The 23434-nt window shown below is 69.7% G+C and carries 24 protein-coding genes; 10 read left to right on the forward strand and 14 right to left on the reverse strand.

Features of this window, described 5'->3' with window-relative positions:
• The first annotated feature begins 46 nt into the window (after positions 1-46).
• Entirely contained in the window at positions 47-955 is a 909-nt protein-coding gene (locus tag DFJ67_RS14325) for a lytic transglycosylase domain-containing protein (protein WP_116068333.1), read from the forward strand.
• Positions 956-966: 11 nt separating this feature from the next.
• Here DFJ67_RS14325 and DFJ67_RS14330 read toward each other — a convergent pair whose 3' ends face one another.
• Positions 967-1542, reverse strand: coding sequence for a TetR/AcrR family transcriptional regulator (locus tag DFJ67_RS14330; protein WP_116068334.1), 576 nt, complete (start codon positions 1540-1542; stop codon positions 967-969).
• 81 nt (positions 1543-1623) lie between these two features.
• Between DFJ67_RS14330 and DFJ67_RS14335 the strand changes: the two genes are divergently transcribed.
• The gene (locus tag DFJ67_RS14335; RefSeq protein WP_116068335.1) at positions 1624-2262 is read left to right on the forward strand and encodes an NAD(P)-dependent oxidoreductase; all 639 of its coding nucleotides are present in this window, start codon (positions 1624-1626) and stop codon (positions 2260-2262) included.
• On the opposite strand, the gene DFJ67_RS14340 is transcribed toward DFJ67_RS14335, so the two are convergent.
• Both DFJ67_RS14340 and DFJ67_RS14345 read right to left on the reverse strand, forming a co-directional pair.
• On the reverse strand, positions 2256-2678 hold the full coding sequence (locus DFJ67_RS14340; protein WP_116068336.1) for a PRC-barrel domain-containing protein: 423 nt from the start codon (positions 2676-2678) through the stop codon (positions 2256-2258). The genes DFJ67_RS14335 and DFJ67_RS14340 overlap by 7 nt on opposite strands.
• 71 nt (positions 2679-2749) lie before the next feature.
• Positions 2750-3448: an SDR family oxidoreductase gene (locus DFJ67_RS14345; RefSeq protein ID WP_116068337.1), complete on the reverse strand. Its 699-nt coding sequence runs from the start codon at positions 3446-3448 to the stop codon at positions 2750-2752.
• A gap of 100 nt (positions 3449-3548) precedes the next feature.
• Between DFJ67_RS14345 and DFJ67_RS14350 the strand changes: the two genes are divergently transcribed.
• Entirely contained in the window at positions 3549-4415 is an 867-nt protein-coding gene (locus tag DFJ67_RS14350; protein ID WP_116068338.1) for a helix-turn-helix transcriptional regulator, read from the forward strand.
• Here the strand turns inward: DFJ67_RS14350 and DFJ67_RS14355 are convergent.
• The 3 genes from DFJ67_RS14355 to DFJ67_RS14365 are packed head-to-tail and all read right to left on the reverse strand — an operon-like array spanning position 4412 to position 5503.
• Positions 4412-4732, reverse strand: coding sequence for a type II toxin-antitoxin system PemK/MazF family toxin (locus DFJ67_RS14355; RefSeq protein WP_116068339.1), 321 nt, complete (start codon positions 4730-4732; stop codon positions 4412-4414). The two genes, DFJ67_RS14350 and DFJ67_RS14355, sit on opposite strands and share 4 nt — an antisense overlap.
• The gene (locus DFJ67_RS42690) at positions 4726-4932 is read right to left on the reverse strand and encodes a ribbon-helix-helix domain-containing protein (protein ID WP_170215839.1); all 207 of its coding nucleotides are present in this window, start codon (positions 4930-4932) and stop codon (positions 4726-4728) included. Before DFJ67_RS42690 ends, DFJ67_RS14355 begins: the two co-directional genes overlap by 7 nt.
• Positions 4933-4990: 58 nt before the next feature.
• Positions 4991-5503: a VOC family protein gene (locus tag DFJ67_RS14365; RefSeq protein ID WP_116068341.1), complete on the reverse strand. Its 513-nt coding sequence runs from the start codon at positions 5501-5503 to the stop codon at positions 4991-4993.
• Positions 5504-5591: 88 nt separating this feature from the next.
• On the opposite strand from DFJ67_RS14365, the gene DFJ67_RS14370 reads away from it, so the two are divergent.
• From DFJ67_RS14370 to DFJ67_RS14385, 4 genes are all read left to right on the forward strand, one after another.
• Entirely contained in the window at positions 5592-6218 is a 627-nt protein-coding gene (locus DFJ67_RS14370; protein WP_116068342.1) for a DUF1345 domain-containing protein, read from the forward strand.
• A gap of 81 nt (positions 6219-6299) precedes the next feature.
• The gene (locus DFJ67_RS14375; RefSeq protein WP_170215841.1) at positions 6300-7922 is read left to right on the forward strand and encodes a serine/threonine-protein kinase; all 1623 of its coding nucleotides are present in this window, start codon (positions 6300-6302) and stop codon (positions 7920-7922) included.
• A gap of 75 nt (positions 7923-7997) precedes the next feature.
• The gene (locus DFJ67_RS14380) at positions 7998-8447 is read left to right on the forward strand and encodes a hypothetical protein (protein ID WP_116068344.1); all 450 of its coding nucleotides are present in this window, start codon (positions 7998-8000) and stop codon (positions 8445-8447) included.
• A 51-nt stretch (positions 8448-8498) separates the two neighbouring features.
• Complete coding sequence (locus DFJ67_RS14385) at positions 8499-9053, forward strand: GtrA family protein (protein ID WP_203783801.1); 555 nt, start codon at positions 8499-8501, stop codon at positions 9051-9053.
• Here DFJ67_RS14385 and DFJ67_RS14390 read toward each other — a convergent pair.
• From DFJ67_RS14390 to DFJ67_RS14420, 7 genes are all read right to left on the reverse strand, one after another.
• Positions 9050-11125, reverse strand: a complete 2076-nt coding sequence (locus DFJ67_RS14390; protein ID WP_116068345.1) for an elongation factor G — start codon at positions 11123-11125, stop codon at positions 9050-9052. The genes DFJ67_RS14385 and DFJ67_RS14390 overlap by 4 nt on opposite strands.
• Before the next feature lie 132 nt (positions 11126-11257).
• Positions 11258-12496 (reverse strand): ATP-grasp domain-containing protein, encoded by a 1239-nt coding sequence (locus tag DFJ67_RS14395; protein WP_116068346.1) that lies wholly within the window; start codon positions 12494-12496, stop codon positions 11258-11260.
• 15 nt (positions 12497-12511) lie between these two features.
• A complete protein-coding gene (locus DFJ67_RS14400) occupies positions 12512-13255 on the reverse strand; it encodes an esterase family protein (RefSeq protein ID WP_116068347.1) in 744 nt (247 codons plus the stop codon).
• A 1-nt stretch (position 13256) separates the two neighbouring features.
• Positions 13257-14348 (reverse strand): alpha/beta hydrolase, encoded by a 1092-nt coding sequence (locus DFJ67_RS14405; RefSeq protein WP_116068348.1) that lies wholly within the window; start codon positions 14346-14348, stop codon positions 13257-13259.
• 19 nt (positions 14349-14367) lie between these two features.
• Positions 14368-15477: a calcium:cation antiporter gene (locus DFJ67_RS14410; RefSeq protein WP_116068349.1), complete on the reverse strand. Its 1110-nt coding sequence runs from the start codon at positions 15475-15477 to the stop codon at positions 14368-14370.
• A 10-nt stretch (positions 15478-15487) separates the two neighbouring features.
• On the reverse strand, positions 15488-15892 hold the full coding sequence (locus DFJ67_RS14415; RefSeq protein ID WP_116068350.1) for a hypothetical protein: 405 nt from the start codon (positions 15890-15892) through the stop codon (positions 15488-15490).
• Between the two features lie 44 nt (positions 15893-15936).
• A complete protein-coding gene (locus tag DFJ67_RS14420; protein ID WP_239097303.1) occupies positions 15937-16545 on the reverse strand; it encodes an alpha/beta hydrolase in 609 nt (202 codons plus the stop codon).
• A 547-nt stretch (positions 16546-17092) separates the two neighbouring features.
• On the opposite strand from DFJ67_RS14420, the gene DFJ67_RS14425 reads away from it, so the two are divergent.
• The 3 genes from DFJ67_RS14425 to DFJ67_RS14435 all read left to right on the forward strand — a co-directional run bounded on the left by DFJ67_RS14425 (position 17093) and on the right by DFJ67_RS14435 (position 22189).
• A complete protein-coding gene (locus DFJ67_RS14425; RefSeq protein ID WP_116068352.1) occupies positions 17093-18415 on the forward strand; it encodes a restriction endonuclease in 1323 nt (440 codons plus the stop codon).
• Between the two features lie 93 nt (positions 18416-18508).
• Positions 18509-21511, forward strand: a complete 3003-nt coding sequence (locus DFJ67_RS14430; protein ID WP_116068353.1) for a S8 family peptidase — start codon at positions 18509-18511, stop codon at positions 21509-21511.
• Between the two features lie 144 nt (positions 21512-21655).
• Complete coding sequence (locus DFJ67_RS14435) at positions 21656-22189, forward strand: GNAT family N-acetyltransferase (protein ID WP_239097302.1); 534 nt, start codon at positions 21656-21658, stop codon at positions 22187-22189.
• Here DFJ67_RS14435 and DFJ67_RS14440 read toward each other — a convergent pair.
• Positions 22186-23409, reverse strand: coding sequence for a sensor domain-containing phosphodiesterase (locus tag DFJ67_RS14440; protein WP_116068354.1), 1224 nt, complete (start codon positions 23407-23409; stop codon positions 22186-22188). The two genes, DFJ67_RS14435 and DFJ67_RS14440, sit on opposite strands and share 4 nt — an antisense overlap.
• Between the last annotated feature and the right edge of the window lie 25 nt (positions 23410-23434).

The following is a 23434-nucleotide window of genomic DNA, read 5'->3' on the forward strand; positions in this document are numbered from 1 at the left end:
TTGGCCCGTTGACCCGCAGAAGTGGCGCCGCCTACGGTCGCTCGGCGTGGGACAACACATTCGACGGCACGGCTGGCTGATCGCCGGCGCGACCGCGGTCGCGGCGACGCTGACCCTGGCCGGCACGTATGCGGCACACGCCGAAAGAACACCCGAACGCAACGACGCTGCGGTCGAACACACCGAATCCGGTTGGCGCCAACCCGAATCGCGCATGCCGACGATGTCAGCGACCGCGCGGCCGGCCGAAGCGGTGCCGGAACGCTTCGCGACCCTGCCCCCTGGTGCGACGTTGCCGTCGGGTGCGCAGTGCGCGACCTGGGTGCGGGCCCGTCCTGCGGCGGAGAACCGGCAGATGAACCTGATCGCCAACTCGACCACCGGCCACCACGTCGGCCCGGACATCTACGACGACAGCCGCTCCGACAGCCGGATCGCCCCGCGTGTCGACGGTGCCTTCACCGGGTCCACAAGGGACATTCTGCGCTGGGCGGCGTGCAAGTGGGGCATCGACGAAGACGTGGTGTTCGCGCAGGCCGCGCAGGAGAGCTGGTGGAAGCAGACGGTGCTCGGCGACTACAGCACCGACCCGGCGCGGTGCGCGCCTGGTCACGGGATCGGCGCCGACGACCGCTCCGGCGAGTGCCCGGAGAGCTTCGGCATCCTTCAGGACCGGCATCCCTACCAGAAGTCGGCGTGGCCGGGCGTGCTCCGCTCGACGGCCATGAACGCCGACCTGGCCTACTCCATCTGGCGGGGTTGTTATGAGGGCTGGGAAGGCTGGCTCAATTCGGAGGAACGCGGGGAGCCCTATGCGAAGGGCGATCTGTGGGGGTGCGTGGGGCGCTGGCTGAGCGGTCGCTGGCACACGCCGGAGAGCGAGGACTACATCGGCCTGGTCAAAGACCTGATGGCGCAACGGGTCTGGGACACGCCCGAATTCAAGCAGCCGTAGGCCGCAGCTCGTCAGCGCAGCGCGCGGGTGACCAGGGCGGCGAAGCCGGTGGCGGCGTCGGTGTCGGAGCGGCGGTCGGGCCAGCGCATGTGGCCGAGGAAGGCGTGTTGGAAGCAGGCGCCCAGCAGGAGGCTGGCCGCCGCGTAGAGGTCGGCGTCGGCGCGGACCAGGCCGCGCTCCTGTTGGCGGTGGAGGTAGCCCATCACTGCCTCGTTGGCCTTGTGCGGGCCGGCGCCGACCTGGCGTAGGCCCGCCGTGTGCGCCGCCAGGATCAGCGGGTCCGAGAAGATCGACCCCAGTGTGGGGAAGCTGTCGGTGTAGAACGTGATCATCGCGGTCGCGATTGCCGTCAGGCCTTCGGTCAGGTCTTCGCCGGCCGTGTTGACGGCGCGGGCCAACTGCGCCAGGCCCGGTGTGCGCTCGTGCAACACCGCCACCAGGAGTTCTATCTTGCCCGCGAAGTGTTTGTAGAGCGTGGCCTCGGAATAGCCGGCCGCCTTGGCGATCTCGCGGGTGGTGGCGTTGGCGAGGCCCCGGGTGCGGATGACCTCGGCGGCGGCGTCGAGGATCACGTCCCTCGTTCCCACTGGAACCCCCTTGACAGGTTAGTAAGCGCTCACCCATCCTAGTGGTGAGTGAGCACTTACTAACCACGGGAGGACCTGATCATGAAGATCACCGTTCTGGGTGCCACCGGGGGGACCGGGCAGCATGTCGTGCGCCGCGCCATCGCGGCCGGGCATCACGTCACCGCGGTGGTTCGCGATCCCGCCCGGTTGTCGGTGGATGCCGATCCGCGGCTGGAGATCGTCGTCGCCGACGCGCTCGAGCCCAACGACCTCGCCGCCGCGGTGACCGGTCGGGATGCCGTCGTCGACACGCTCGGGCCGCGCGGCACGCAGGACGCCACCGTCTGCTCGCGGGGGGCAGCCTCGGTGGTCGCGGCCCTCGCCGTCAACAACCCGGCCGCGCGGCTGATCGTCGTCACCGGCAGCGGGCACGTCAAAGATCCGGGCGACGGGCCGCTCATCCGCTACGTGGTCAAGCCGTTGATCGGCAGCACCGTGCTCAAGAAGCAGTTCGCCGACTTCGCGCGGGCCGAGCGGATCGTCTTCGACAGCCGGCTGCGCTGGACCGTGATGCGGCCGCCGCAGCTGACTGACGGGGAGCGCAAGGCCTACCGGACCGCCCTCGACCGCAACGTTCGCGGCGGTCTGAAGCTCTCCCGCGCCGACCTGGCCGACGCCATCATGGTTGCCCTCGGCGACCCGCGCACCGAGGGGCACACCATCGGTTTGGGCTACTGACGGCCGTAGGTGTCGCGGTAATACCCGGCGAGCCGGTCGCGATAGTCGGGCTCCGGGTTGTATTCGGGAGCGTCCTTGATCTGCTCCCGGGTGCGGTCGACGTGCACCGTGCGCGACCGGTGGTCGACCCGCTCGACGACGCCGGCCGGCAGCAGCACCGTGCGGCCGAAGATCCAGGGACCGGTGTCGACCACCAGGTCGGTCTCGCCGGCCTTCTCCACCTTGCCGATCTCGCCGTCGACGGCCATCACGGCATAGCCGGTCAGGTCGAGCGAGAAGCCCGGGCCGCCGCCGTTGGCAGCCGCCACCTCGCCGTCGGGTTCGTCGTCTGGGCCCTGGTCGGGCGTGGTCTGGTCGTGGCCACCACCGAGAGCGGGGGTGCGCCACGACCACGCGTTGAAAACGGAAGCCTCCACGACTTCCGCTTACCCCGAAGTCACCAGGCCAGAACCCCGTTCTGATCGCCCTCCAGGGTGATCAGGTGACCTCACAACACGCCCGAGGGGCCGTCGGCCGGCAGCGTCGCCAACTCCACGTTCACCGCGGCGGCCTGTTCGGGGGTACGGAAGCCCGAGTTCTGGTTGAAGTCGGTCCTGGTGTAGCCGGGGTTCGCCGCGTTGACCTTGATTGGCGTGTCCCGCAACTCCTTGGCGTACATCGCGGTGATCATGTTCAGCGCCGCCTTCGAGGCCGGGTAGGGCACCGAGGTCAGCACATACAGCGGGCTCGCCGGGTCGGTCAGCGAGGTGATCGAGCCGACCTCGCTGGAGACGTTGACGATCCGGGCTGCCGGCGCCTGCCGCAGCAGGGGCAGGAACGCGTTGGTGACCGCGACGACCCCGTACACGTTGGTCTCGAACACCTCGTGGATCGTCGCCACGATGGTGGCGCTCGGCTCCGCCGTGCCGTCGGCGCGCAGGATGCCGGCGTTGTTGACCAGGATGTCGAGCCGGCCGAACTCGGCCGTCACCAGGTCGACCGCGGCCTCGATCGTCGACTGGTCGGTGACGTCGAGCCGGACGAACCGGGCGTCCAGCCCCTCGCCGGCCAACTCCTTCGCCGCCGCCTGCCCGCGGCTCTCGTCGCGGGCACCGACGAGCACGGTCATTCCCAGCAAACCGAGGGCCCGCGCGGTCGCGAGGCCGATGCCCTTATTGGCACCAGTGATCAATGCGATCTGTGTCATGCGTCGAGCCTGTCGGGCGTGGGACCGGTCAGGCAGGACCAGCGTTGCCTGGTATCAGCCGTACCACCCAGGTTGGTGCGGAGTGCGGCACTCTTGACCGGTGACCGTCAACCGGCAAGAGCTCGCCGCGTTCCTGCGCACGCGCCGGGAGCGGCTGCTGCCCTCCGACGTGGGCCTGCCCGGCGGCGCCGGCCTGGGCCCGCGCCGCACGCCGGGGCTGCGCCGGCAGGAGGTCGCCGAGCTCGCGGGGATGTCGATCGACTACTACATCCGGCTTGAGCAGGCGCGGGGGCCGCAGCCGTCGCGGCAGGTGCTCGGCGCGCTGGCCCGGGCGTTGATGCTGACCATCGACGAGCGGGAATACCTGTTCCGGATCGCCGGCGAGGCGCCGCCGGCCGTGGTCGGCCCGAGCAGCGAGTTGCTGCCCGCGGTGCGCTACCTGCTCGACTCGATGCCGCTGACCCCGGCGTACGTGGTCGACGCGAAGTTTGACCTGCTCGCCTGGAACTCGCTGGCCACCCGGTTCATCGGCGACCTTTCGGCCTACCCGGTCGACGACCGCAACATGCTCCGCTGGATGTTCCGCCAACCGGCCGACGACCTGCACTGGACCGACGAAGACGCGTTGGCGTTCACCGCCACCTCGGTCGGCGACCTGCGCGCCGCGTATGCCCGCTATCCCGGCGACCCGGGCATCGAGCGCCTGGTCACCGAGCTCCTCGGCGTCTCGCCGGTCTTCGCCCGGATGTGGCACAGCCACGACGTGGTCGTGCGCCGCGGCGTGCGTAAGCGGGTCAACCACCCCGACGTCGGCCCGCTCGAGTTCGAGTGCCAACTGCTGCACATCGGCGACAGCGACCAACGCATGATCGTCTATTGCGCCGAGCCGGGTTCGCCGACCGAGGACGCTTTCCGCCGGCTCGCCGCCATGCCGGCCCTCGCGGCGCTGCCAGCGATGCGTGACTAGGCGAGGCCCAGCAACCGGCGCAGGCCTTGATCGACCTGGCTGAGCACGGTTGGCGGCACGCGGCCGTGTCGATGGCCGAACGCGTCAGGGTCGGCGTAGCGGATGCGCGACAGGTCGATGGTGCCGCCGCCGGCGATCTCGGTGGGCAGCGGCAGCAGCAGCCCTGGCACGTCGCCGTCGGCGCGATCGTGGATCACCACGACGACCGGGTAGTGGACGCTGAACGTGCTGGCGCTCACCACCAGGACGCGGACCCGGCGGCTGCCGAACGTGTAGTCGAAGACGTCACCGCGGGCGATTGACCCGCGGATCACCATGTGGCGTCGACCTCGGCCAGCGCCGCCGCATCGTCGCCGTCGAGCGAGGCGTGCCAAGCCTTTGCCGCGGCGATGGCGTGCCGGTCGAGGTATTCGCGGATGGCCTCCGCGACGAGCGCGGATCGGTTGCCCCCACCCACCGCGGCGTTGAGCGCCTGGGCGAGCTCGTCGTCGAGGGTGATGGACATAGCCGCGGTCATGCCGGCGACACTATCAATGATCGTATTGGAAATGGTGTTGGCGATCGGCGTGTCGCTCTTACTCGCCGCTCGTGGCGCCCCACTCTTCCGGCGCGACGTCGGCGGTGTGCTGGCTGAACATCCAGCGGTGGCCTTCCAGGTCTTCGACCCGATAGCTGCGGACGCCATAGGGCTGGTCGGCCGGCTCGCTGAGCACCAGGGCGCCGGCCTCGCGGGCCCGGGCGGCGTGCGCGTCGACGTCGTCGACGTACACCATGATGCCGTTGACCAGCCACGGTTGCTCGGTCCAGCGCATCGCGGTCGTGCAGTGCTCGCGATGGTGCTTGGGGCTCTCGTAGCCGATGCCCGGCGGCGTGGCCAGCGCGATCACCGCGTGGCCGAGGGCCAGCTCGGCGTGCCCGATCGAGCCGTCGTCGTTGGTGAAGCGCATCCGCTCCGTGAAACCGAACGCCGCGCGCAGGAACTGGATGGCCGCGACGCCGTCTTCATAGGCGAGCATCGGCACGATCGCCGACGGGTAGTCGGCCGGGCGCGTGTTGCGTTCCGGCCCGGTCTCGGTGTCAGTGGTCATGTTCCCGACGATATCGACGCGGGTTGGCGTCCGCTTGGACAAATGGGAAGCCGGCGCAACTCCGGATCGGCACAGGCGTTAGCCGGGTGTGGGACTGGCCGGCACGCTGATCGCGCGCCTGGTCGAGGTGGTTTTGGCCGTCGGCGGGCTGCTCTTCACCATCGCCGGCAGCGATTCCGAGCCCAACGTGGTGCTGTTCCTGCTGTCCTGGGGGCTGCTCGCGGGCGCCTACCTGCTGGTCGGCACGGTGCGGGTGCGCCGGGAGCGGCTGGCCGACCCCAACTCGCCGGCGCCGCCGGCCACCGGCTGGAACGCCCGGCTGATCGGGCGCCGGTTCAGCTTCTTCTTCACTGTCGCGGCGAGCGTCACCGGGCTGGGCGCTTCGCTCGACGTGCTCGCCGTCGACGAGAACAGCGACTTCAGCGGGCTTGTGCAGGGGCTCGGCGCGTTCGTCACGATCTGCGCCTGGCTGCTGCTGCAACTGGGCTACGCCCGCTTCTACATGCAGTGGCCCGACTGGCGGTTCCCCAACTGCCCGTACCCCCGGTTGATTGATTTTCTGTATTTCTCGGTGACCGTCGGCGTCTCGTTCGCGGCGTCCGACGTGGAGGTGCAGGGCCGCGCGGTGCGCTATCACGTGATGGTGCACAGCGTGATCAGCTTCTTCTACAACGCGATCGTGCTGGCCATCGCCGTCAACATCATCACCGGATAGCCGTCCTTCGTTCGGAGGATTCCGATCGGGCCTTTCGGGTGTGTTCCGGCATATGGGATCTATCCCGAGTATGACTGTCAAGTGACGTCTTCCGAACCCCCCAAGACGCCCGAGCCCGAGCCCGAGCCGATCCCCGCACCTGGGCGGCCCTGCGCACGCGTGGTCGGCGGCTGCTACGCGCTGATCGAGCAGATCGGTGGCGGCGCCGGTGGCACCGTGTGGCGCGCACTCAGCCAGGCCACCGGCGAAGAAGTCGCGATCAAGCTGCTCCGCGAGGAACTGGTGCTGCAACCCAAGGCGGTGATGCGGTTCGTGCAGGAGCGGGCGATCCTGGCCGCATTGCGGCACGAGAACATCGTGCCGGTCCGCGAACTGCTCACGGTCGGCGAGTCGCTCGGCCTGGTGATGGACCTGGTGCCCGGCGGCAGCCTGCGCGACGTGCTGCGCAGGCGCGGGACGCTGGCGCCCGCCGAGGCGGCGACGTGCATGGCTGCGGTGGCCGAGGGGCTGGCGCACGCCCACCACCTCGGTGTCGTGCACCGCGACCTCAAACCCGACAACATTCTCGTGGGTACGCCCGACGCGCTCGACCGCGATCCGCGGGTGCGGCTGACCGACTTCGGCATCGCCCGGGTGATCGACGCACCGGCGCTGACCACGGCCGGTGCCCTGCTCGGCACGCCCAACTACCTGTCGCCCGAGCTGATCCACGGCGGCCGGCCGTCGCCCGCCTCCGACGTCTACGCCTTCGGCATGGTGCTCTACGAGTTGCTGACCGGGCGGCCGCCGTTTGGTGGGCACACGCCCCGCTCGGTGATCCGCCGGCACGTGGAGACCCGGCCGCGCCGCAACCCCGGCATCCCCGACGTGCTCTGGAAGCTCATCACGTCCTGTGTGGACAAGAACCCGGCGCGCCGGCCCGACGCAGCCGACCTGGGCGCCGCGCTGCGCACCGCCGCGCTGCGCCTGGGCGCCACGCCGGCCCTACCCAGGCAGCACCCGCTGCCGATGCAGTCGGCGCTCACCGCCGGCCGCCCGTTCGTGCCCAGCCAGCGCCGCCGGTCACCGGCCTGGCACGCGATCACCACGGTGGTCACCTCGTTCGTGCTGATGGCCGCCGCGCTGATCGCGTTCGAATGGCCGGGCCCGGGCAGCGGCACCGAAGCCGCGGCAGACCGGCCGAGCGCGACACCCAGCCCGAGCCCGACCGCGGCCAAGGGCGGTAAGCCGGTCCGGGCCGGCCAACCGATCGCGACCGATGCGGCCCGGCTGACCGCCAACCGGTTGGGAAAGCCGGCACCGGCCAAGCCGCGGACGTCGGAGGACGCCCGGGTCGCACCGCTGCCGACGGTCTTCGGGACCGCGCACTGCACCGGTTTCCAATGGAAGTTCCTGCAACCGGCGTTCTCCAACACCTGCTATGCGACGGGTCCGGGCATCCGCGTCTCCGGCGCGCTGCGCTCCAAGGAGGTGACGGCCGACATCACGCTGACCCTGAAGGACACGGCCGGCAAGCAGGTCGGCGACGCGTACACCTGCAAGCGGTTGACCTTCGCGAAGGAGATGTCGGAGCGCGCCTGCGGCCCGTTCGAGCTGATGCCGCCCCGCGGCCGGCGCTACGTGCTGGTGCAGAGCTGGCGGGTGTACGACAACGACGGCAGCGCGATCCTCGGCGAGGCGAAGAGCGCGGAGTTCGCTTTCTAGGGACAACGGCGGGCTCCTGGGTTCGCTACGGTCTCGGCGTTGTGCTTCGTCGATCCCTGCCGAGGAGTCACCGCCGTGCGCCGCTTCCTGGTCGCTGCTCTTGCCGTTTCCGCCCTGGCCCTGGCCGCCTGTGGCAAGGAAGACGAAGCTGGTCAGCCGGCCGCTGCCAGTGGCGCCGACACCGCGGCGGCCACCGCCACGGCGTGCACGGAAGCGATGGCGCTGAGCAAGACCGGCGCGACCGCCTTCGAGGAGGGCGTCGACAACCTGCTGAAGGTGGCGCTGGAGGGCGACGACGCGAAGGCCGAAGCGGCGGAGAAGGAGTTCCGCGCCGCCCTGACCACCTGGGCCGACCAGTTGGCCGCACTCTCCGGCGAGCCGGTCGCGGAAGACGTCAAGGCGGCGCTGACCGAGACCGCGGCGACCGTCAAGAAGATCGCCGACCCGGAGGACAAGACCCCGATCAATGCCGCCACGCAGCAACTCGCCGACATCGCCGACAAGATCGGGGCCGCCTGTGCCTGACGCCGCGGCCTCGCTGCCGCGTCACCAGGTTGACCCGGTAGCGTTCCCGCGATGAGCGTCGAGCCACTGCGGGGAAGGCCCGCCCGGATCGTGCGGGCCGTGCTGCGGCTGCTGCCCACCCCGATTCGCAACCAGGTCCTGCGACACCGCGAGATGCTCAAGTTCCTGATCGTCGGTGGCACCTGCTTCCTGGTCACGATCGCGGTCAACTACGCGCTCAAGCTGACGATCCTGTCCAACAAGCCGGTCACGGCGCTCACGGTCGCGACGATCGTCACGACGGTGCTCTCCTACATCCTCAACCGCGAGTGGGCGTTCCGGACCCGGGGCGGCCGCGAACGCCGCCACGAGGCGGCGTTGTTCTTCGCGGTCAACGCGATCGCCATCGGCGTCAACGACGTGCCGCTGCTGATCGGCCGCTACGTGTTCGACCTGCGGGTCCCTGACGTGAGCCTGATCGTCCAGGAGATCAGCGACTTCGGCTTCGGGATCGTGGCGGGCACGCTGGCCGCGATGGCGTTCCGGTTCTGGGCCTACAAGAAGTGGGTCTTCCCGCACCCGAAGGTGCAACTGGTCGCCCAGGATCAAGGCTCCCGGGCCGCCTAGCGCCGGCCGGCACTCCCGGCCAGGTCGCGTTGGGCCAGCCAGCGGGTGTATTCCACGCGGTCGAGTGGATTGCCGTCGGTGCGGGCCCGGCGCGGTGGGCGGCCCTCGACCGGGCGGTCGCCGGCCGGGGTCGAGGTCCACAGGCCCTCGCCGTTGGTCAGGTTGGGCAGGCGGCGTTGCGCCTCGGCGACCAACCTGGCCGGGATCGAGCCGCTGATCCGCCACGTTTCCCCGGTCGGCAGGGTCTCGTCGACGCGGCCGCCGAGGTGGGCCAGGGCGCCGGTCACCGGGCCGAGCGCGGCTGCCGGGATGTCGGCCTCGAAATGGTGACAGGGCTCGAAGACCCGGGTGCCGGCCGCCGCCAGTGCCAGCAGCAGCACGTGTGGGGTCAGGTCGCGGAAGTCGCCGGCCACCGTGATCGGTGACCAGTAGCCGCTGTGCGTCAGCGTCACCCGCACGTCGGTCACCGGCCAGCCGCACAGGCCCTGCTCCAGCGCCTGCACGGCCGAGTCCTCGATCGCCTTGTGGTAGGCCAGCGGCAGCGAGCCGAGTTCGACCTCCAGGCCGTATTCGACGCCGGTGCCGGGTTCGACGCGCAGGCCGACCGTGCCGAAGAAGCCGTTGCCGATGATCTCCACCGCGGTGCCGACGCCGGTCGGGCGTTCCAGGTGGATCAATTGGCTCGGCGCGAACTCGGCGAGGATGCCCGCGTCGGCCAGCGTCGAGGCGATTACCTCCTTCTGCACCTCGCCATACAGGCGGACGCTGCTTTCCCCCGACGCGGTCACCGCGGTGTGGATCAGCGGGTCCTCGTCGGCCATTCGCAGCAGCGCGGCGTGCAACCCCGACGGCTCGCCACCGTCGCGCCGGCGGACGACCGTCTCCAGGCTCGGGCGCGGGAAGTGCGCGTCGACCACCAGGCCGGCCGGCGAGCCGACCTGGTCGCCGATCCGCACGGTGGGCAGGCCGTGCAGCGCCGCGATGTAGCCCGCGGTCAGCGCCGGCGCCGCCGGGTCACCGACCACCGAGACGGCCGTCAGTTGGGCCCGGTGCGCCGCGACGCGGCCATCGGGGGCGGCACGGAACACCTGCACCCGCTGCCGGGCGGTGAGCGCGCCGCCATAGGAACGGGCGTACGCCACCTTGGCGCCGCCCGGACCGCGGGTGATCGCGAAGACCCGGGCCCGCGGCTCCGGCTCGGCGGGCGGCGCCGGCGGGAGCAGGTCACCGATCGCGTCGAGCAGCGCGGGCACGCCGGTGCCGGACAGGGCCGACCCGAACAGCAGTGGATGCACCAGGCCGGCCGCAGTCTGGGCGCGGAGGGTTGCCCGCAAGGCCGCCGGAGGCACCGGCCGGTCATCGACGAAGGCCGCCAGCAGCGTGTCGTCGTGCTCGGCCAGCACCGGCAGCCAGCTATCGGCGAACGGCGCACGGGCGGCACCGCCGTCAGCCGTGCGCGCGTCGGCGGCACCGCCGTCAGTGGAGCGCGCGTCGGCGGCACCGCCGTCAGCGGAGCGCGCGTCGGCGGCACCGCCGTCAGTGGAGCGCGCGTCGGCGGCACCCTCGATGAAGCGGGCGCCCGCGGTGCCGAGACCCTCGACGGTCCCCAGCGGTGCGATGGCGGGCGTGAGCAGCCGGCGGATGTCGGCCAGCAGCGTTTCCGAGCGCGCGCCGGTGCGGTCGACCTTGTTGACGAACAGCAGCGTGGGCAGGCGCAGGGCGCGGCAGGTGCGCATCAGCAGCCGGGTGTGCGGCTGCACGCCCTCGACCGCGGAAAGCACCAGCACCGCGCCGTCGAGCACGCCGAGGGCCCGCTCGACCTCGGCCATGAAGTCGCGGTGCCCGGGTGTGTCGATGAGGTTGACCTGGCGGTCGCCGACCCGGAACGCGGTGACCGCGGAACGGATCGTGATGCCACGCCGGCGCTCGATCTCGCCGGTGTCGGTCTGCGTGGTGCCCGAGTCGACGCTGCCGAGCCGGTCGATGACCCCGGTGTCGAACAGCAGTCGCTCGGTCAGGCTCGTCTTACCGGCGTCGACATGCGCCAGAATCCCGATGTTGACGGTATGCATATGCGGAGGTGTCCTCGAAAACTCGGCCGGTGGATGGGCGGAAGTTTTCGCTGCCTCGCATTGCACGCTCCTGTCGTCGAGTGCGCCTGACCCGCCGAGAATCCCACGAGAGGGAGGCCAGGCGCATCCGAATTAACCCGCTTGGTCGGCCACCCAGGCGCCGGTCAGCCCGCGGAAGTGCGCCACGAAGCGATCATGTTCGTCAACGGGGTACGTGTTGCGCACGGTCTCCACGAGCAGGTTGTCGAACTCGGGGGACCGCACCCAGTCGTAGACCAGCTCGTCGACGTGTGCCAGGCGGGACGCGCAGAAGTCGGCATATCGTTCGGTCTCGAAATAGTCGTCGGCCAGCTTGCGGTATGCGGCCAGCTTCTCCTGGTAGGTCAGGTCGCCGCGATCGGCGATCTCGAAGTATTGCCGGGTGTTGAGGTCGACGTTGAATCGTCGGTCGGTCACCACGCAAAACGTCGTCCACCGCAGCAGCGCCTTCATCGCCCACGGGAAGTAGTAGTGCAGCGAAGTCAGCGCCACGTCTGGGCAGGCATTGGCGTAGTCGATCGGGTAGACCTCGCTGCCGCGGACCAGCGACTCACAGGAGTTGAACTCCCAACCGAAGAACGCGTTGACGAGCCGGGAGATGGTGACCACCTCGTCGCCGGTCTCGGCGCTGAGAAAGCCGTGCTCCACCGCGTAGCGGTCGTGCATGGGCAACTCCGGCCGGAACTTCATCACCATCGTCTCGGGCCCGATCGACAGCGACCGGCTGAACACGTCGTAACCCTCCACCGACTGCTGGAGGTGCATCAGTCGCTCGCCGGACGCGTCGTACGCGGCATGCAGTTCGGCACTGTCCTTGATCTTCGAGACACCGACCCAGGCGCCACCGTCGTAGGGCTTCATGAACAGTGGATAGCCGACTTCCTCGGCCACCGCGTCGAGGTCGAACGACTGGTTGTAGCGGGCCGCGGTGTAGGCCCAGCGGGAGTTCTCCAGCGGGTGCTTGTAGGGCACCAGCACCGTTTCCGGCACTTTGAGACCGAGCCGCATCATCGCGCAGTAGGCCGCGTGCTTTTCCATCGACTGGAACGTGAACGGGCTGTTGAGCAGGTAGACCCCGTCCATCATGGACACTTTCTTGAGCCACTCGCGCGGGTGGTAGTACCAGTAGGCGAGCCGGTCGATGACCAGCGAGTGGCGTGGCTTGTCGCGCAGGTTGAACGGCTCGATGGTGACCCGGGTGGTCTTCAGCCGGTGCTTGCGCCCCGCGCCGTCGACGACCGGGCCGAGCCGGTCGACCAGCGCCTCGTAGGCCCGGGGCCAGTCGTCCTCCGTACCCAGCAGCATTCCGATGATGTGTTCGACGTCGGCCACGTGCAGCCTCCCCAGTCAGCAAAAGCGCGGCAGATGATGCGCCCATTGCGCGCGCCACGACGGCCAGTCGTGTGGCACGTCGTAGCCCCACAGGTCCAGCTCGTGCCGGATCCCTTTGTCGGCAAGCAGTCCGGCCACCTGCCGGGTCGAGTTGAGGGCTCCGGTGGTGTCTTCCCATTGCCCCTGACCGCAGACCAGCAGCACCGACAACCGGGTGCGCAGCCAGTCGAGATGGTCACCGTGCAGATTCCCGAGATAGTCGGCCGGGCTGTTGAAGTAGGCCGCGTCGCCCCGCTCGCCCCAGCCGTGCCAGGCCGACGGGTCGTAGTTGCCGGAGAAGCACATCGCCAGCGGGAACAGATCGGCCCGCTTGCAGGCGAAGTTGAGCGCGTGGAAGGCGCCCATCGAGCAGCCGGCGACCCCGATCTCGGCCCCGCCGGCCACGTCTTCGTTGATGAACGGCACGACCTGGTCGACGATCCACGACTCGAAGTTGGCGTGCCGCTTGGCGCGTTCCTCGAGCGGCAGGTCGCGGGCCGCCCAGGAGGCCGCGTCGTAGGAGTCGACGCAGAAGAGCTTCACCCGCCCCGCGTCGATGAGCTCCTTGACCGCCTCGACCATGCCGTTGTTGGCGAAGTCGCCGGCGCGGCCCTGCTCCGACGGGAAAACCAGCACCGGCCGGCCGTAGTGGCCGTAGCGCACCACCGATCCGGCCGTCCCGATGGCCGGGGAGAACAGCTCGACCCAACGTTCTCGCACGCTAGCCTCCCGACTTCGAACCCCGCCCCCACGAACCTGGGCCCCACGAGCCCAGGCTCCACGACGTCTCGCCCCACGACCGCGCCAGCAACCGGGTCAGATGGGGGTCGAACGCGTCCCGCCAGCCGATGAAGTGGTGCCCGTCGGGCACCTCCACCAGTTGCGCCGGATAGCCCTGCCGGGCCAATGCGTCCGCCATCTCCCGGTTGTTGGCGAGGTTCTCCTCGACGGTGCCACAGGTCAGCGCGGTCGGCACGGGATGCGCGGCGAACGCCGAGGCGACGACCGGCCCGGTGAACCGGGTTATCCGCTGGAAATAGCGGAAGCCGGACTCCTGCGGATCAAGTCGCGGCCGGAAGAAGCTGCCGGACTGGAGGAACAAACCCGCGAACACGGCGGGGGTACGCCGCTGCGCGTGCAGCATCGCCAGCCCGCCAAGACTCGCGCCCATCCCGGTGACCTTGCCCTCGAAGCCCAACTCTTCGCGGAGCCGGGCCAGGACCGGGTCGGTCAGCGTGGCGGCGTAGGCGTTGTTGGCGGAGTACCAGTCGCTGCGGTCGCCGGGCCCGAGCAGCACGAGGTGGAACGGTGGCAGGGCACCGGAGCCGACCATCGCCGCCGCGTAATGGCCGAGGTCGGCCAGCTTGTCGAACTCGGGACCGTCGTGCGCGACCAGCACCCGGTCGCCGGCGCTGGGCGGCGACCACGTGCGGATCCAGACCTCCGCGTCGAGCGCCGGCGCGGCGACGGTGAACTCCCGCCAGGTGCCGCGGGCGGCCGGCAGGTCGAGCCAGATCGGGTCGACGTAGTCGCGGCGGTGCAGCACCGACTTGTCGCCGAACGCGCCGGGCACCCGCGCCGGATTGGCCGGGTCGTTGACGGTCTCCTCGCGGCCGTCGTGGTGGCGCAGCCGGAGCTGGTATTCCAGCCGCCACGCGTCGGGCGCCGGCAGGTCGAGAACCCAGGCCTGGTCGCGGTAGTCGAACTCGAGCCGGTCGCCGGGCAGGCTGGCGTGTTGCTCGAGGCGGACGCCCGCGAGGTGGCGCCCGGGATCGGGATAGCGGAACGTCAGCCGGCCGTCCACCCATCCCATCGGAGAACTCTAACTGTGATCAGGGTCGCACAGCGAGAAAGACGAAAGCAGCCATGAGCGCCAGGTGTACGCCGCCCTGGAGCGCCGTGGCCCGCCCCGGCACCACGGTCAGGATGCCGACGACGACCGTCAGGGCGAGCAGCACGAGTTGGGTCGCCGGCAGGCCCAGGATCAGCGGGCCGTCCAGCCAGATCGACGCGACCGCGATGGCCGGGATGGTCAGGCCGATGCTGGCCATGGCCGACCCGTACGCCAGGTTGAGGCTGGTCTGCACCCGGTCGCGCAGTGCCGCCCGGGTGGCGGCCAGCGTCTCCGGGAGCAGCACCAGCAGCGCGATGATCACGCCGACCACGGTGGGTGGGAAGCCGGCGGCGGCGACGCCCTTCTCGATCGTCGGTGAGACCGACTTCGCGTTGCCGACGACCGCGACCAGGGCGACCAGCAGAAGCAGCAGGCTGAGTTGCGCGGCCCGGTTCGACGGCGGGTCGGCGTGCTCCTCGGTGTCGATCACCGTGCCGCTGGTGGTGATCGGCAGGAAGTAGTCGCGGTGCCGCACCGTCTGCACCGCGACGAACAGGCCGTAGAGCGCGAGCGAGGCGACGGCGGCGAAGGTGAGTTGGGCGCCGGAGAACTCCGGGCCGGGCTCGCTGGTGGTGAACGTCGGGAACACCAGGCTCAGCGTGGCCAGGGTGGCGACGGTGGCGAGCGCGCCGCCGCTGCCTTCCGGGTTGAACACGGCGATCCGCCGGCGCAGCGCCCCGACCAGCAGGCAGAGCCCGACGATGCCGTTACACGTGATCATCACGGCGGAGAAGACGGTGTCGCGGGCGAGGGTCGCGGTCTTCTCCGGCGTACCGCTGATCATCAGCGTGACGATCAGGGCGACCTCGATGAACGTGACCGCGACCGCGAGCACCAGCGAACCGAACGGCTCACCGACCCGGGCGGCGACCACCTCCGCGTGGTGCACGGCGGCGAGCACCGCGCCCGCGAGGCAGACCGCGAGCAGCCCGACCACCCACCCGGCGAGGTCGCGACCCCAGGTCACCCCGAGCGCGATGACCGCGACGACGGGGATGACGACGGTCCAATTTGTCAGGTAAGCGCGTTTGGTCGTAGCTCCGGCCATGCGGACAAGATTAAACGCTTTCGAAGAAGAGGTCGGCGGCGCTGAAATGACCCGGATCGAAATCGTCGGACCACGGCAGGTGCGGCAGGATTGTCGCCCGCAACAGCTCCGGCGACCCGCGCAGGTCGTCGGCGTCGTAGTCGGGAATGGCGATCACGGTGACGGCCGGGTCGGCGGCGCGCAGTTTGGCGACCAACTCGTGGTCGGCGAACGCGAGCGGATAACGCACATGCACGGTCGCGCGCACGTCGTCGTCACCGGCCAGCCGGATCCATTCGTCGTCGCCCGGCTCCCAGCTCACCGCGAGTTGGTCGTCGCCGGCCGCGACCCGTTTGGCAAGCCGCTCCGCGGCGGCGCTGCTCCACTCGGGCGGACTGCCGACCCAGGCTCGCAGGGTGTCGTCGAGATCGATCATCGCAGGCTCCTGGCGATTCGGAGACTATCGACGAGAGTAGCTCATTAATCGAGCGCAGACCCGATAAATCGGAACGCTTCCGGAATGATCGTCTGCCAATAGTCGAAGCTGTGGCCGCCGTCGCTGTAGCGACCGGCGACCGGCGGATACCGGAGTTCCTTCTGGAGCGCCCGGACGTTGGCGAGCAGCGGGTCGTCGAGCCCGCACCAGAGCCCGAGCGGATGGTCCTGGATCCGGGCGACCTGCTCGAAGACCTGGTCGCCGGGTGCGACGGCGGGGGAGAAGGCGGCGGTCGCCCGCGCGAACCCGCGGAAGGTCTCGGCCAGCAGCAACGCACCGGCGCCGCCCGTCGACCAGCCCCAGAGGACGATCCGGCCGATGTCGAAGCCGCGTTCGGCACACCAGTTAGGGACGTCCTCGTACGCCATCCGCTGTGGATCGTCTCCGGTTTTCGGCCGCCAACCTCGCCGGCCACCGTCGGCGCCGGCGAGCACGAACGGCGCCGCCCCTTTCTCGACCGCGCGGCTGAGCGCGCGACCGAACCCGAGCCGCGAAAAGTCGCGCGGCCGGGTGGACGTGCCGTGCAGGACGATGCAGACGGGCAACCCTTTGCCATCCCCATGCCCGGCGGGAACGGCGGTATAGAAGTCCACGCTCCTACCGCGCGCGACAGAGTTTCTCTTCTCGACCCGCTCCGCCGCCTCTTGCGCATAGGCGAGCCCATTGACCCCCGCGCCGATCCCGGCCGCGGCGGCAATGGCACTTCCGAGCAACGTCCGACGTCTCACACCGGACCAACGGTTCGGCCCGCCAGCCCGTTATGCGACGTTCCAGGAGGCTTTCCAGCAACAGATCGAGCGCGCTGGAAGCGCCTCGCGCGGCCGCCGCTCTTTACCCAAGACGGGTGTGTCGGACTACCGCATCCGGAACACTGGCCAAGCTCGTTGCGGACGAGTGCTTATCTGGCCGGCACCTTGGTCGTTTCAGCCCGCAGGTCCCTCGCCCACCTCGACGTTGCGGGACGGGATCAAGTCTTCTTCCGCCACTGCGATCGCTGCACGAACGTCTCCAGCGCACGCGCGGTAGACCGTCCACTCCGTGACCTCACGGATCGCCAGGCGCTGGCGATCCTCCAAAGAGGTCGGATTGAAACGCATTCGGGCGTTCAGTCGCCGTGCTGGGTCTGGACATAATGCCGCGATGGAACCCCGCAAGGTCAAGATGTTGGAAGTCTTCCGCTACGCGCGGGGAGCGAGTCAGGTCGAGCTCGTGATCGACGGATATCCCAATCATCATTTCGTGACTTCGAGGCCTGATCGTGTGCAACCCAAGATCATGCTGGAGCGGGGGATCAACGCGACGGCGATGGTCACCGCTGCGGACGGGCCACGACGTCCGCTCATCGCCATCCGCTCCAGTCCGTGGAAGGCTGGCCACGCGACCAACCCGTGGCATGATGAGTTTGATCTTGACCATGGACACGTCCGTTATTTCGGTGACCACAAACCGGGCATTGCCGGTATGCCAGGTGTGACGGCAGGCAACGGTGCGCTGCTTCAGGCCTGGGAGCAGCATGCTGCGTCGACAGAGGCGGAGCGTCGACTAGCCCCGCCGCTCCTTCTCTACCGTTCCATCACGGTTGAGCAGGGCGGTCGATCTATAGCTAAGGGACATGTCGAGTTCTGCGGAGTTGCCGTCATCGAGCGGCTCGAGTATGTGATCCAACGCGATTCCAGCAGCGGAACCAGCTTTCCGAACATCGTCCTCGACCTTGCGATCTTGGATCTGGCTGACAAGGGCGATGCGGTGGACTTGCGCTGGATCGATGACCGGCGTGACTCCGCGCTAACTGCGGAGGAGGCGATGCGACACGCGCCGGGTTCGTGGCGACGCTGGGTTGCCCAGGGACGAGGAGCAATTCCGCAAGTTCGCCGACGAGTCGTCAGCTCCCGGGTCAGATCGAGCGACGAACAGTTGCCGATTGTTGGCTCGACAGAGGAGGCCATCCTCGAGAAATTGTATCGACACTTCGATGGTCGCAAGCACGCATTCGAGTTGCTCGCGGCTCGGATCGCAGGCCGCATCCTGGGCGGATCAGGCGCGGTGTACCACGCTGGCTGGCTCACTCGGTCGGGCGGCGATGGCGGCGTCGACTTCGTCGGCCGGCTCGATGTCGGCTCTACAGCTAGCAACACACCGTTGATCGTGCTCGGTCAGGCGAAATGCGTACAGCCTCGATCCTCGATCGGTGCCGACCAGGTGGCCCGTGTCGTGGCCCGGCTCCGCCGCGGTTGGCTTGGCGTATACGTAACGACCGGTGTCTTCTCCAAGCAGGCTCAAATCGAGATCATCGATGACGCATATCCCTTGGTGCTTGTCAACGGCCGTGAGTTGGTGGAGCAAGTCGTACAGTTGGCGGCCGTCGGCCATGGAAGTGATATCGATGCGTTGCTCGAACAGATCACGAGCGAGTATGAAGGTGCGGTGACGCATCGGCGGCCCGAGGAGATCCTGTTCGCCTGATGCGGGTTGTCCCTCGAATAGACCCTTCACCTCACCCTTGCCCGGAGCGTTGAGGGTTTAGCGCACGTCTATGCGAACCATAGTCTGCCGTCCATGTTGGGCATCCCTCGTTCCGGGCGGCGCCGCTCGGCTGCCGCGCTGGTCGCGCTCGCGACCCTGTCCGCGTTCACCTTGACCAGTGCGCCCGCGCATGCCGTGCCGACCGCGGCCCCGGCGAGCGCGCCCACGCAGACCTACCTGGTGCAGACCACCGACGCACCCGCCGCCACCTACAACGGTGGGATCGCGGGGCTGGCGCCCACCCGCGCCGGCGCCGGTGCCAAGCTCGACAGCACCAGCACGAACGTGCGGGCCTACCGGCGGCATCTAGGCCAGACCAACACCCGGGTGCTCGAACGGGCCGGGGTCAGCGCCAGCAAGGTCAGTCATGACTACACGCTGGTCTTCGCCGGGTTCTCCGCCGAGTTGACGGCGGCCGAGGCCGCCCGGCTCAAGGGGACCCCGGGGGTGGCCAACGTCTGGAAGAACGAGTTGGTCCACTCGGACACCTTCACGACGCCGGCGTTCGTCGGGCTCGACGGCAACACCGGTGCCTGGCGCAAGGAGTTCGGCAGCCCCGAACGCGCCGGCGAGGGCATCATCGTCGGCGTCATCGACTCCGGCTTCTGGCCGGAGAACCCGAGCTTCGGCCCGCTGCCGACGCCGCGCCGCGACCAGAAGACGATCGACGCCAAGTGGCACGGCACCTGCGTGCCGGGGCCGGAGAACCCGGTCAGCTGCAACAACAAGGTGATCGGTGCGCGCTGGTACGCGTCGACCCCCGACATCTCGCACGCCAACCCGGGTGAGTTCGACTCGCCGCGGGACTACTTCGGCCACGGGTCGCACACCGCCAGCACCGCGGCCGGCAACCACGGTGTGACCGCGACCATCAACGGCGGCGTCGCCGGTGTCATCTCGGGCATGGCGCCGGCCGCACGCCTGGCGATCTACAAGGTGCTCTACGCCAACGAGGCCGGCACCCAGTCGGTCGGCAACAGCACCGACATCGTCCACGCGGTCGAGGACGCCGTCGCCGACGGTGTCGACGTGATCAACTATTCGATCGGCGACGACGTGGACAGCTTCGGCCCCGTCGAACTCGCCTTCCTCAACGCCGCCAACGCGGGGATCTTCGTTGCCACGTCGGCCGGCAATGCCGGGCCCGACTCCAAGGTCGACAACGGCATGCCGTGGACGACCACCGTTGCCGCCGGCACCCACGACCGGTCGTCGACCAAGACCCTGACGCTCGGCAACGGTCAGGCCTACCAGGGCATCGGCACCGGGCCCGCCGCGGTGACCGCGCCGATCGTCGACGCCCGGACCAGCGGACTGGCCGGCAGCGCCGAACTCAGCGCCGCCCAGTGTGTGAGCACGCCGCCACAACTCGACCCGGCCAAGGTCGCCGGAAAGATCGTGCTCTGCGAGCGGGGCAACAACAACCGCGTCGACAAGAGCCTCGCGGTCAAGAACGCCGGCGGCGTCGGCATGGTGCAGTTCAACCCGACGCCCAACTCGCTCAACGCCGACTACCACGCGGTGCCCTCGATCCACGTCGACCAGACCGTCGGCGCGGCGGTGAAGGCCTACATCGCCGCCGGTGGCAGCCCGACCGCCACGATCTCGGCGGCCAGCAACGCCAAGGTCCGGGCACCCGTGGTGGCCACCTTCTCCAGCCGCGGTCCGGGCCTGTCCACCGGCGGCGACCTGCTCAAGCCCGACATCATGGCGCCCGGCGTCGACGTGGTCGCCGCGACCGGGCCCAACAGCCACAACGGCAACCTCTGGGACACAAACAGCGGCACCTCGATGGCCAGCCCGCACATCGCCGGTATCGGCGCGCTGATCCTGGCCAAGCACCCCAACTGGTCGCCGATGATGATCAAGTCGGCCCTGATGACGACGGCCGGCGTGCGGGACAACGAAGGCCAGCCGATCCAGGACCAGGCCGACGGCACCAACGCCAACCCGCTGGAGATGGGTGCCGGCCAGGTAGCGGCCAAGGAGGCGTTCGACCCGGGCCTGGTCTACGACTCCGGGATCACCCAGTGGTTGCAGTATTCCTGCGGCATCGGCGTGCAGGGACTCTGCACGAGCGCCGGCACGGTCGACCCGAGCGACTTCAACAGCCCGTCGCTCGCCGTCGGTGACCTGGCCGGCAAACAGACCCTGACCCGCACGGTGACCAACGTGAGCAAGCTGCCGGCGCTCTACCTCGCGACCGTTGAGGCACCGGCCGGCTTCAAGGTCGACGTGACACCGAAGATCATCGCCTTGCTGCCCGGCAAGAAGCAGAGCTTCAAGGTGACGATCACGCGTACCAGCGCGGCTCTCGGCGAATGGTCCTTCGGCTCACTGCGCTGGCGCGACCTGCTCGGCCACGACGTGCGCAGCGCGATCGCGGTCCGGCCGGTGCCGGTCGCGGTGCCGCGGGAGGCCAGCGGCACCGGCGCCGCCGGCCAGGTCACCCTCCCGGTCACCGGCGGCTACGTTGGCACCCTCGCCACCGAGGGCCACGGCCTGGTCGCCGCGACGGTTGACCAGTGGAACCTGACGCCCGACCCCACGACAACGTTCAACCCCAACGCGCCGGCGACGGCCAGCGACACCGTCTCGGTCAACACGACCGTCCTCGCGGGCGCGAAACTGACCAAGTTCGCGACGTTCGCCGCCGACTATCCGGCCGGCACCGACATCGACCTGTTCGTCTACCGGCAGGCGGCCAACGGCACGCTGGCCCCGGTCGGGCAGAGCGCCGGCGGCTCGGCGGATGAGTCGGTGACGGTCACCGATCCCGGCACCTACGTGACCTTCGTGCTCCTCTTCGCCGCGCCCGGCCCGGTCGACGTCGAGCTCGACCGCTGGGTTGTCCCGGCCGGCAACGCCGGCAACCTGACCGTCACGCCGGCGAGCCAGCCGGTGACGATCGCGGGCAAGACCACCGTGACCGCCGCATGGACCGGCCTCACCGCCGGCCAGCGCTACCTCGGCGTCATCGAATACTCCGACGGCACCAACACCATCGGCACGACGAACCTGCTCGTATCGGGCTGACGGCTGTACGGAAGGGCGCCCCTGCGGGGGCGCCCTTTTCCTTGCCTTTCCCGGGTCCGCGGTGGGCACGACCGTCGCTCCCGCCGGGGAGCGCTCCGCTTCGCTGCGCTGCCAGGTCCGCGGTGGGTCAGCTACGGTTCCCGGGTGGCGCTGGACATTTCGATCGCACGGACCGGGTCGGCCGACGACGCCGCGTTCGTCGCCGAGGTCACCGAACTGGTCAACAACGTCTACGCCGACGCGGAGAAAGGGCTCTGGCAGCCCGGGGCGCAGCGCACGCATGCGGCCGAACTAGCGGCGATCATCCGCGCCGGCGAGCTCGGCGTCGCCCTGGCCGGCACCCGGCTGGTCGGAGCGGTCCGGGTGTGCCGGCTGGCCACCGGTGAGGGCGAGTTCGGCATGCTGGTCGCCGACCCGGCGCACCGGGGTGTCGGCGTCGGCCGCGAGCTGGTGGGCTTCGCCGAGGCCTGGGCCCGCGGTCAGGGCCTGCCCCGGATGCAACTCGAGCTGCTGGTGCCACGCGACTGGACGCACCCGGTCAAGGAGTTCCTGCGCGAGTGGTATACCCGCCTCGGCTATCGCGAGGTCCGGCGCGACCCGTTCGAGCAGGCGCACCCCACGCTCCAGCCGCAGCTCGCCACCCGGTGCGACTTCGTCGTCTTCCACAAACCGCTCTAGCCCCCCAACCGGCGGACCAGCGGCAGGGTGGCCTCGACGACCAGCTCGCGGTCGTAGCAGACGCCCACTTCGAAGCTGCCGGTGTCGGTTTCGCGGGCGAACACCGCGCCGGCGTAGTGGCTGCCGATGAACAGGAACGTGCGCTCACGCACCAGCGGGTCGTCGGCCGCCAGTGGCACGCCGCGGATCCGGGCACCGGGCCCGGGCGGCAGGTCGTGGCCGAGGACGTACACCTCGATGCCCTTCGTGGTGATGTAGCCGTAGCGCAGCCGGGCCTCGTCGTCGAGGTTGGCGGCGTCGCCGACGTTGACCACCAGGATGGCCGAGTCGGAGGTGTGCATCGCCTGGTTCTCGATGTGGCCGCCCATCGCGGCCAGCAGTTCCGGGGTGGTCGGGTTGACCGGCTCGGTGCGGGAGAGCATCTCGAACGGCGTCTCCGGCGGCACCCGCCGCGGCGTCACCCGGGCCAGCGCCAGCGCCGATCGGGCGACCGTCGCCGGCAGTGGCCCCGGGTGTCCGAAGTGGTGGCCCTGCCCCAGCGTCGCGCCCAGCGACCGGGCCACCGCGAGGTGACCCTCGTGCTCGATGCCCTCGGCCAGGATCTGCGCGCCGCTGCGGCGGGCCTCGTGCAGCACGGCGTTGACCACGTGCGAGACCGCCCAGGTCGGCGAGTGGGCCTGCACCACGCTCTTATCGATCTTGATGATGTCGGGGTTGACCAGGGGCATCGCCGCCAGGCTCGACGGTTCGACACCGACGTCGTCGAGCGCCACCCGGGCGGACAGGCGGCGCGCCTGGAGCACCGCTTCCATCAGCGCGGCCGGATCCTGCGTCACCGCGCGTTCGGTGATCTCGATGACCAGCTGCCGTTCCCCCATCAGCTCGGCGAACACGTCGAGCAGCCGCTCCCGGAACGGCCCGCGGAGGCTGAGCGGGTCGAGGTTGACGAACAGCGCGAGGTCGGTGAACCCGGTGGTGAGGAACCGCTCGGCCGCCACGCCCGCGCAGAGCCAGTCGAGGTCGGCCGAGCGGCCGAGCTTCGCGGCCGCGGCGAAGAGTGCGAGTGGTGACTCGTAGCGGCCCTCCGGACCGCGGGCCAACGCCTCGAAGCCCACGACCGATCCGTCGGCGATCGAGACGACCGGCTGGAAGACGGGGTTGACCGCCCGGTCTCGCAGGATCGCCGCGAACTCGTCGTCCGGTGACCGTTCGGCACCCATCGCGCTCGGGCCTCCCTCGGGCGTC

The sequence above is a fragment of the Asanoa ferruginea genome, from assembly GCF_003387075.1.
Lineage (GTDB): Bacteria > Actinomycetota > Actinomycetes > Mycobacteriales > Micromonosporaceae > Asanoa > Asanoa ferruginea.

What these genes read in the sequence shown, in the direction of transcription:
- DFJ67_RS14440 (WP_116068354.1), bottom strand. Translation starts at nt 23,409, where the DNA reads ATGGGTGCCGAACGGTCACCGGACGACGAGTTCGCGGCGATCCTGCGA.
- DFJ67_RS14415 (WP_116068350.1), bottom strand. Translation starts at nt 15,892, where the DNA reads ATGATCGATCTCGACGACACCCTGCGAGCCTGGGTCGGCAGTCCGCCC.
- DFJ67_RS14385 (WP_203783801.1), top strand. Translation starts at nt 8,499, where the DNA reads ATGAGCGTCGAGCCACTGCGGGGAAGGCCCGCCCGGATCGTGCGGGCC.
- DFJ67_RS14365 (WP_116068341.1), bottom strand. Translation starts at nt 5,503, where the DNA reads ATGACCACTGACACCGAGACCGGGCCGGAACGCAACACGCGCCCGGCC.
- DFJ67_RS42690 (WP_170215839.1), bottom strand. Translation starts at nt 4,932, where the DNA reads ATGACCGCGGCTATGTCCATCACCCTCGACGACGAGCTCGCCCAGGCG.
- DFJ67_RS14335 (WP_116068335.1), top strand. Translation starts at nt 1,624, where the DNA reads ATGAAGATCACCGTTCTGGGTGCCACCGGGGGGACCGGGCAGCATGTC.
- DFJ67_RS14425 (WP_116068352.1), top strand. Translation starts at nt 17,093, where the DNA reads ATGGAACCCCGCAAGGTCAAGATGTTGGAAGTCTTCCGCTACGCGCGG.
- DFJ67_RS14345 (WP_116068337.1), bottom strand. Translation starts at nt 3,448, where the DNA reads ATGACACAGATCGCATTGATCACTGGTGCCAATAAGGGCATCGGCCTC.
- DFJ67_RS14390 (WP_116068345.1), bottom strand. Translation starts at nt 11,125, where the DNA reads ATGCATACCGTCAACATCGGGATTCTGGCGCATGTCGACGCCGGTAAG.
- DFJ67_RS14410 (WP_116068349.1), bottom strand. Translation starts at nt 15,477, where the DNA reads ATGGCCGGAGCTACGACCAAACGCGCTTACCTGACAAATTGGACCGTC.
- DFJ67_RS14355 (WP_116068339.1), bottom strand. Translation starts at nt 4,732, where the DNA reads ATGGTGATCCGCGGGTCAATCGCCCGCGGTGACGTCTTCGACTACACG.
- DFJ67_RS14405 (WP_116068348.1), bottom strand. Translation starts at nt 14,348, where the DNA reads ATGGGATGGGTGGACGGCCGGCTGACGTTCCGCTATCCCGATCCCGGG.
- DFJ67_RS14430 (WP_116068353.1), top strand. Translation starts at nt 18,509, where the DNA reads ATGTTGGGCATCCCTCGTTCCGGGCGGCGCCGCTCGGCTGCCGCGCTG.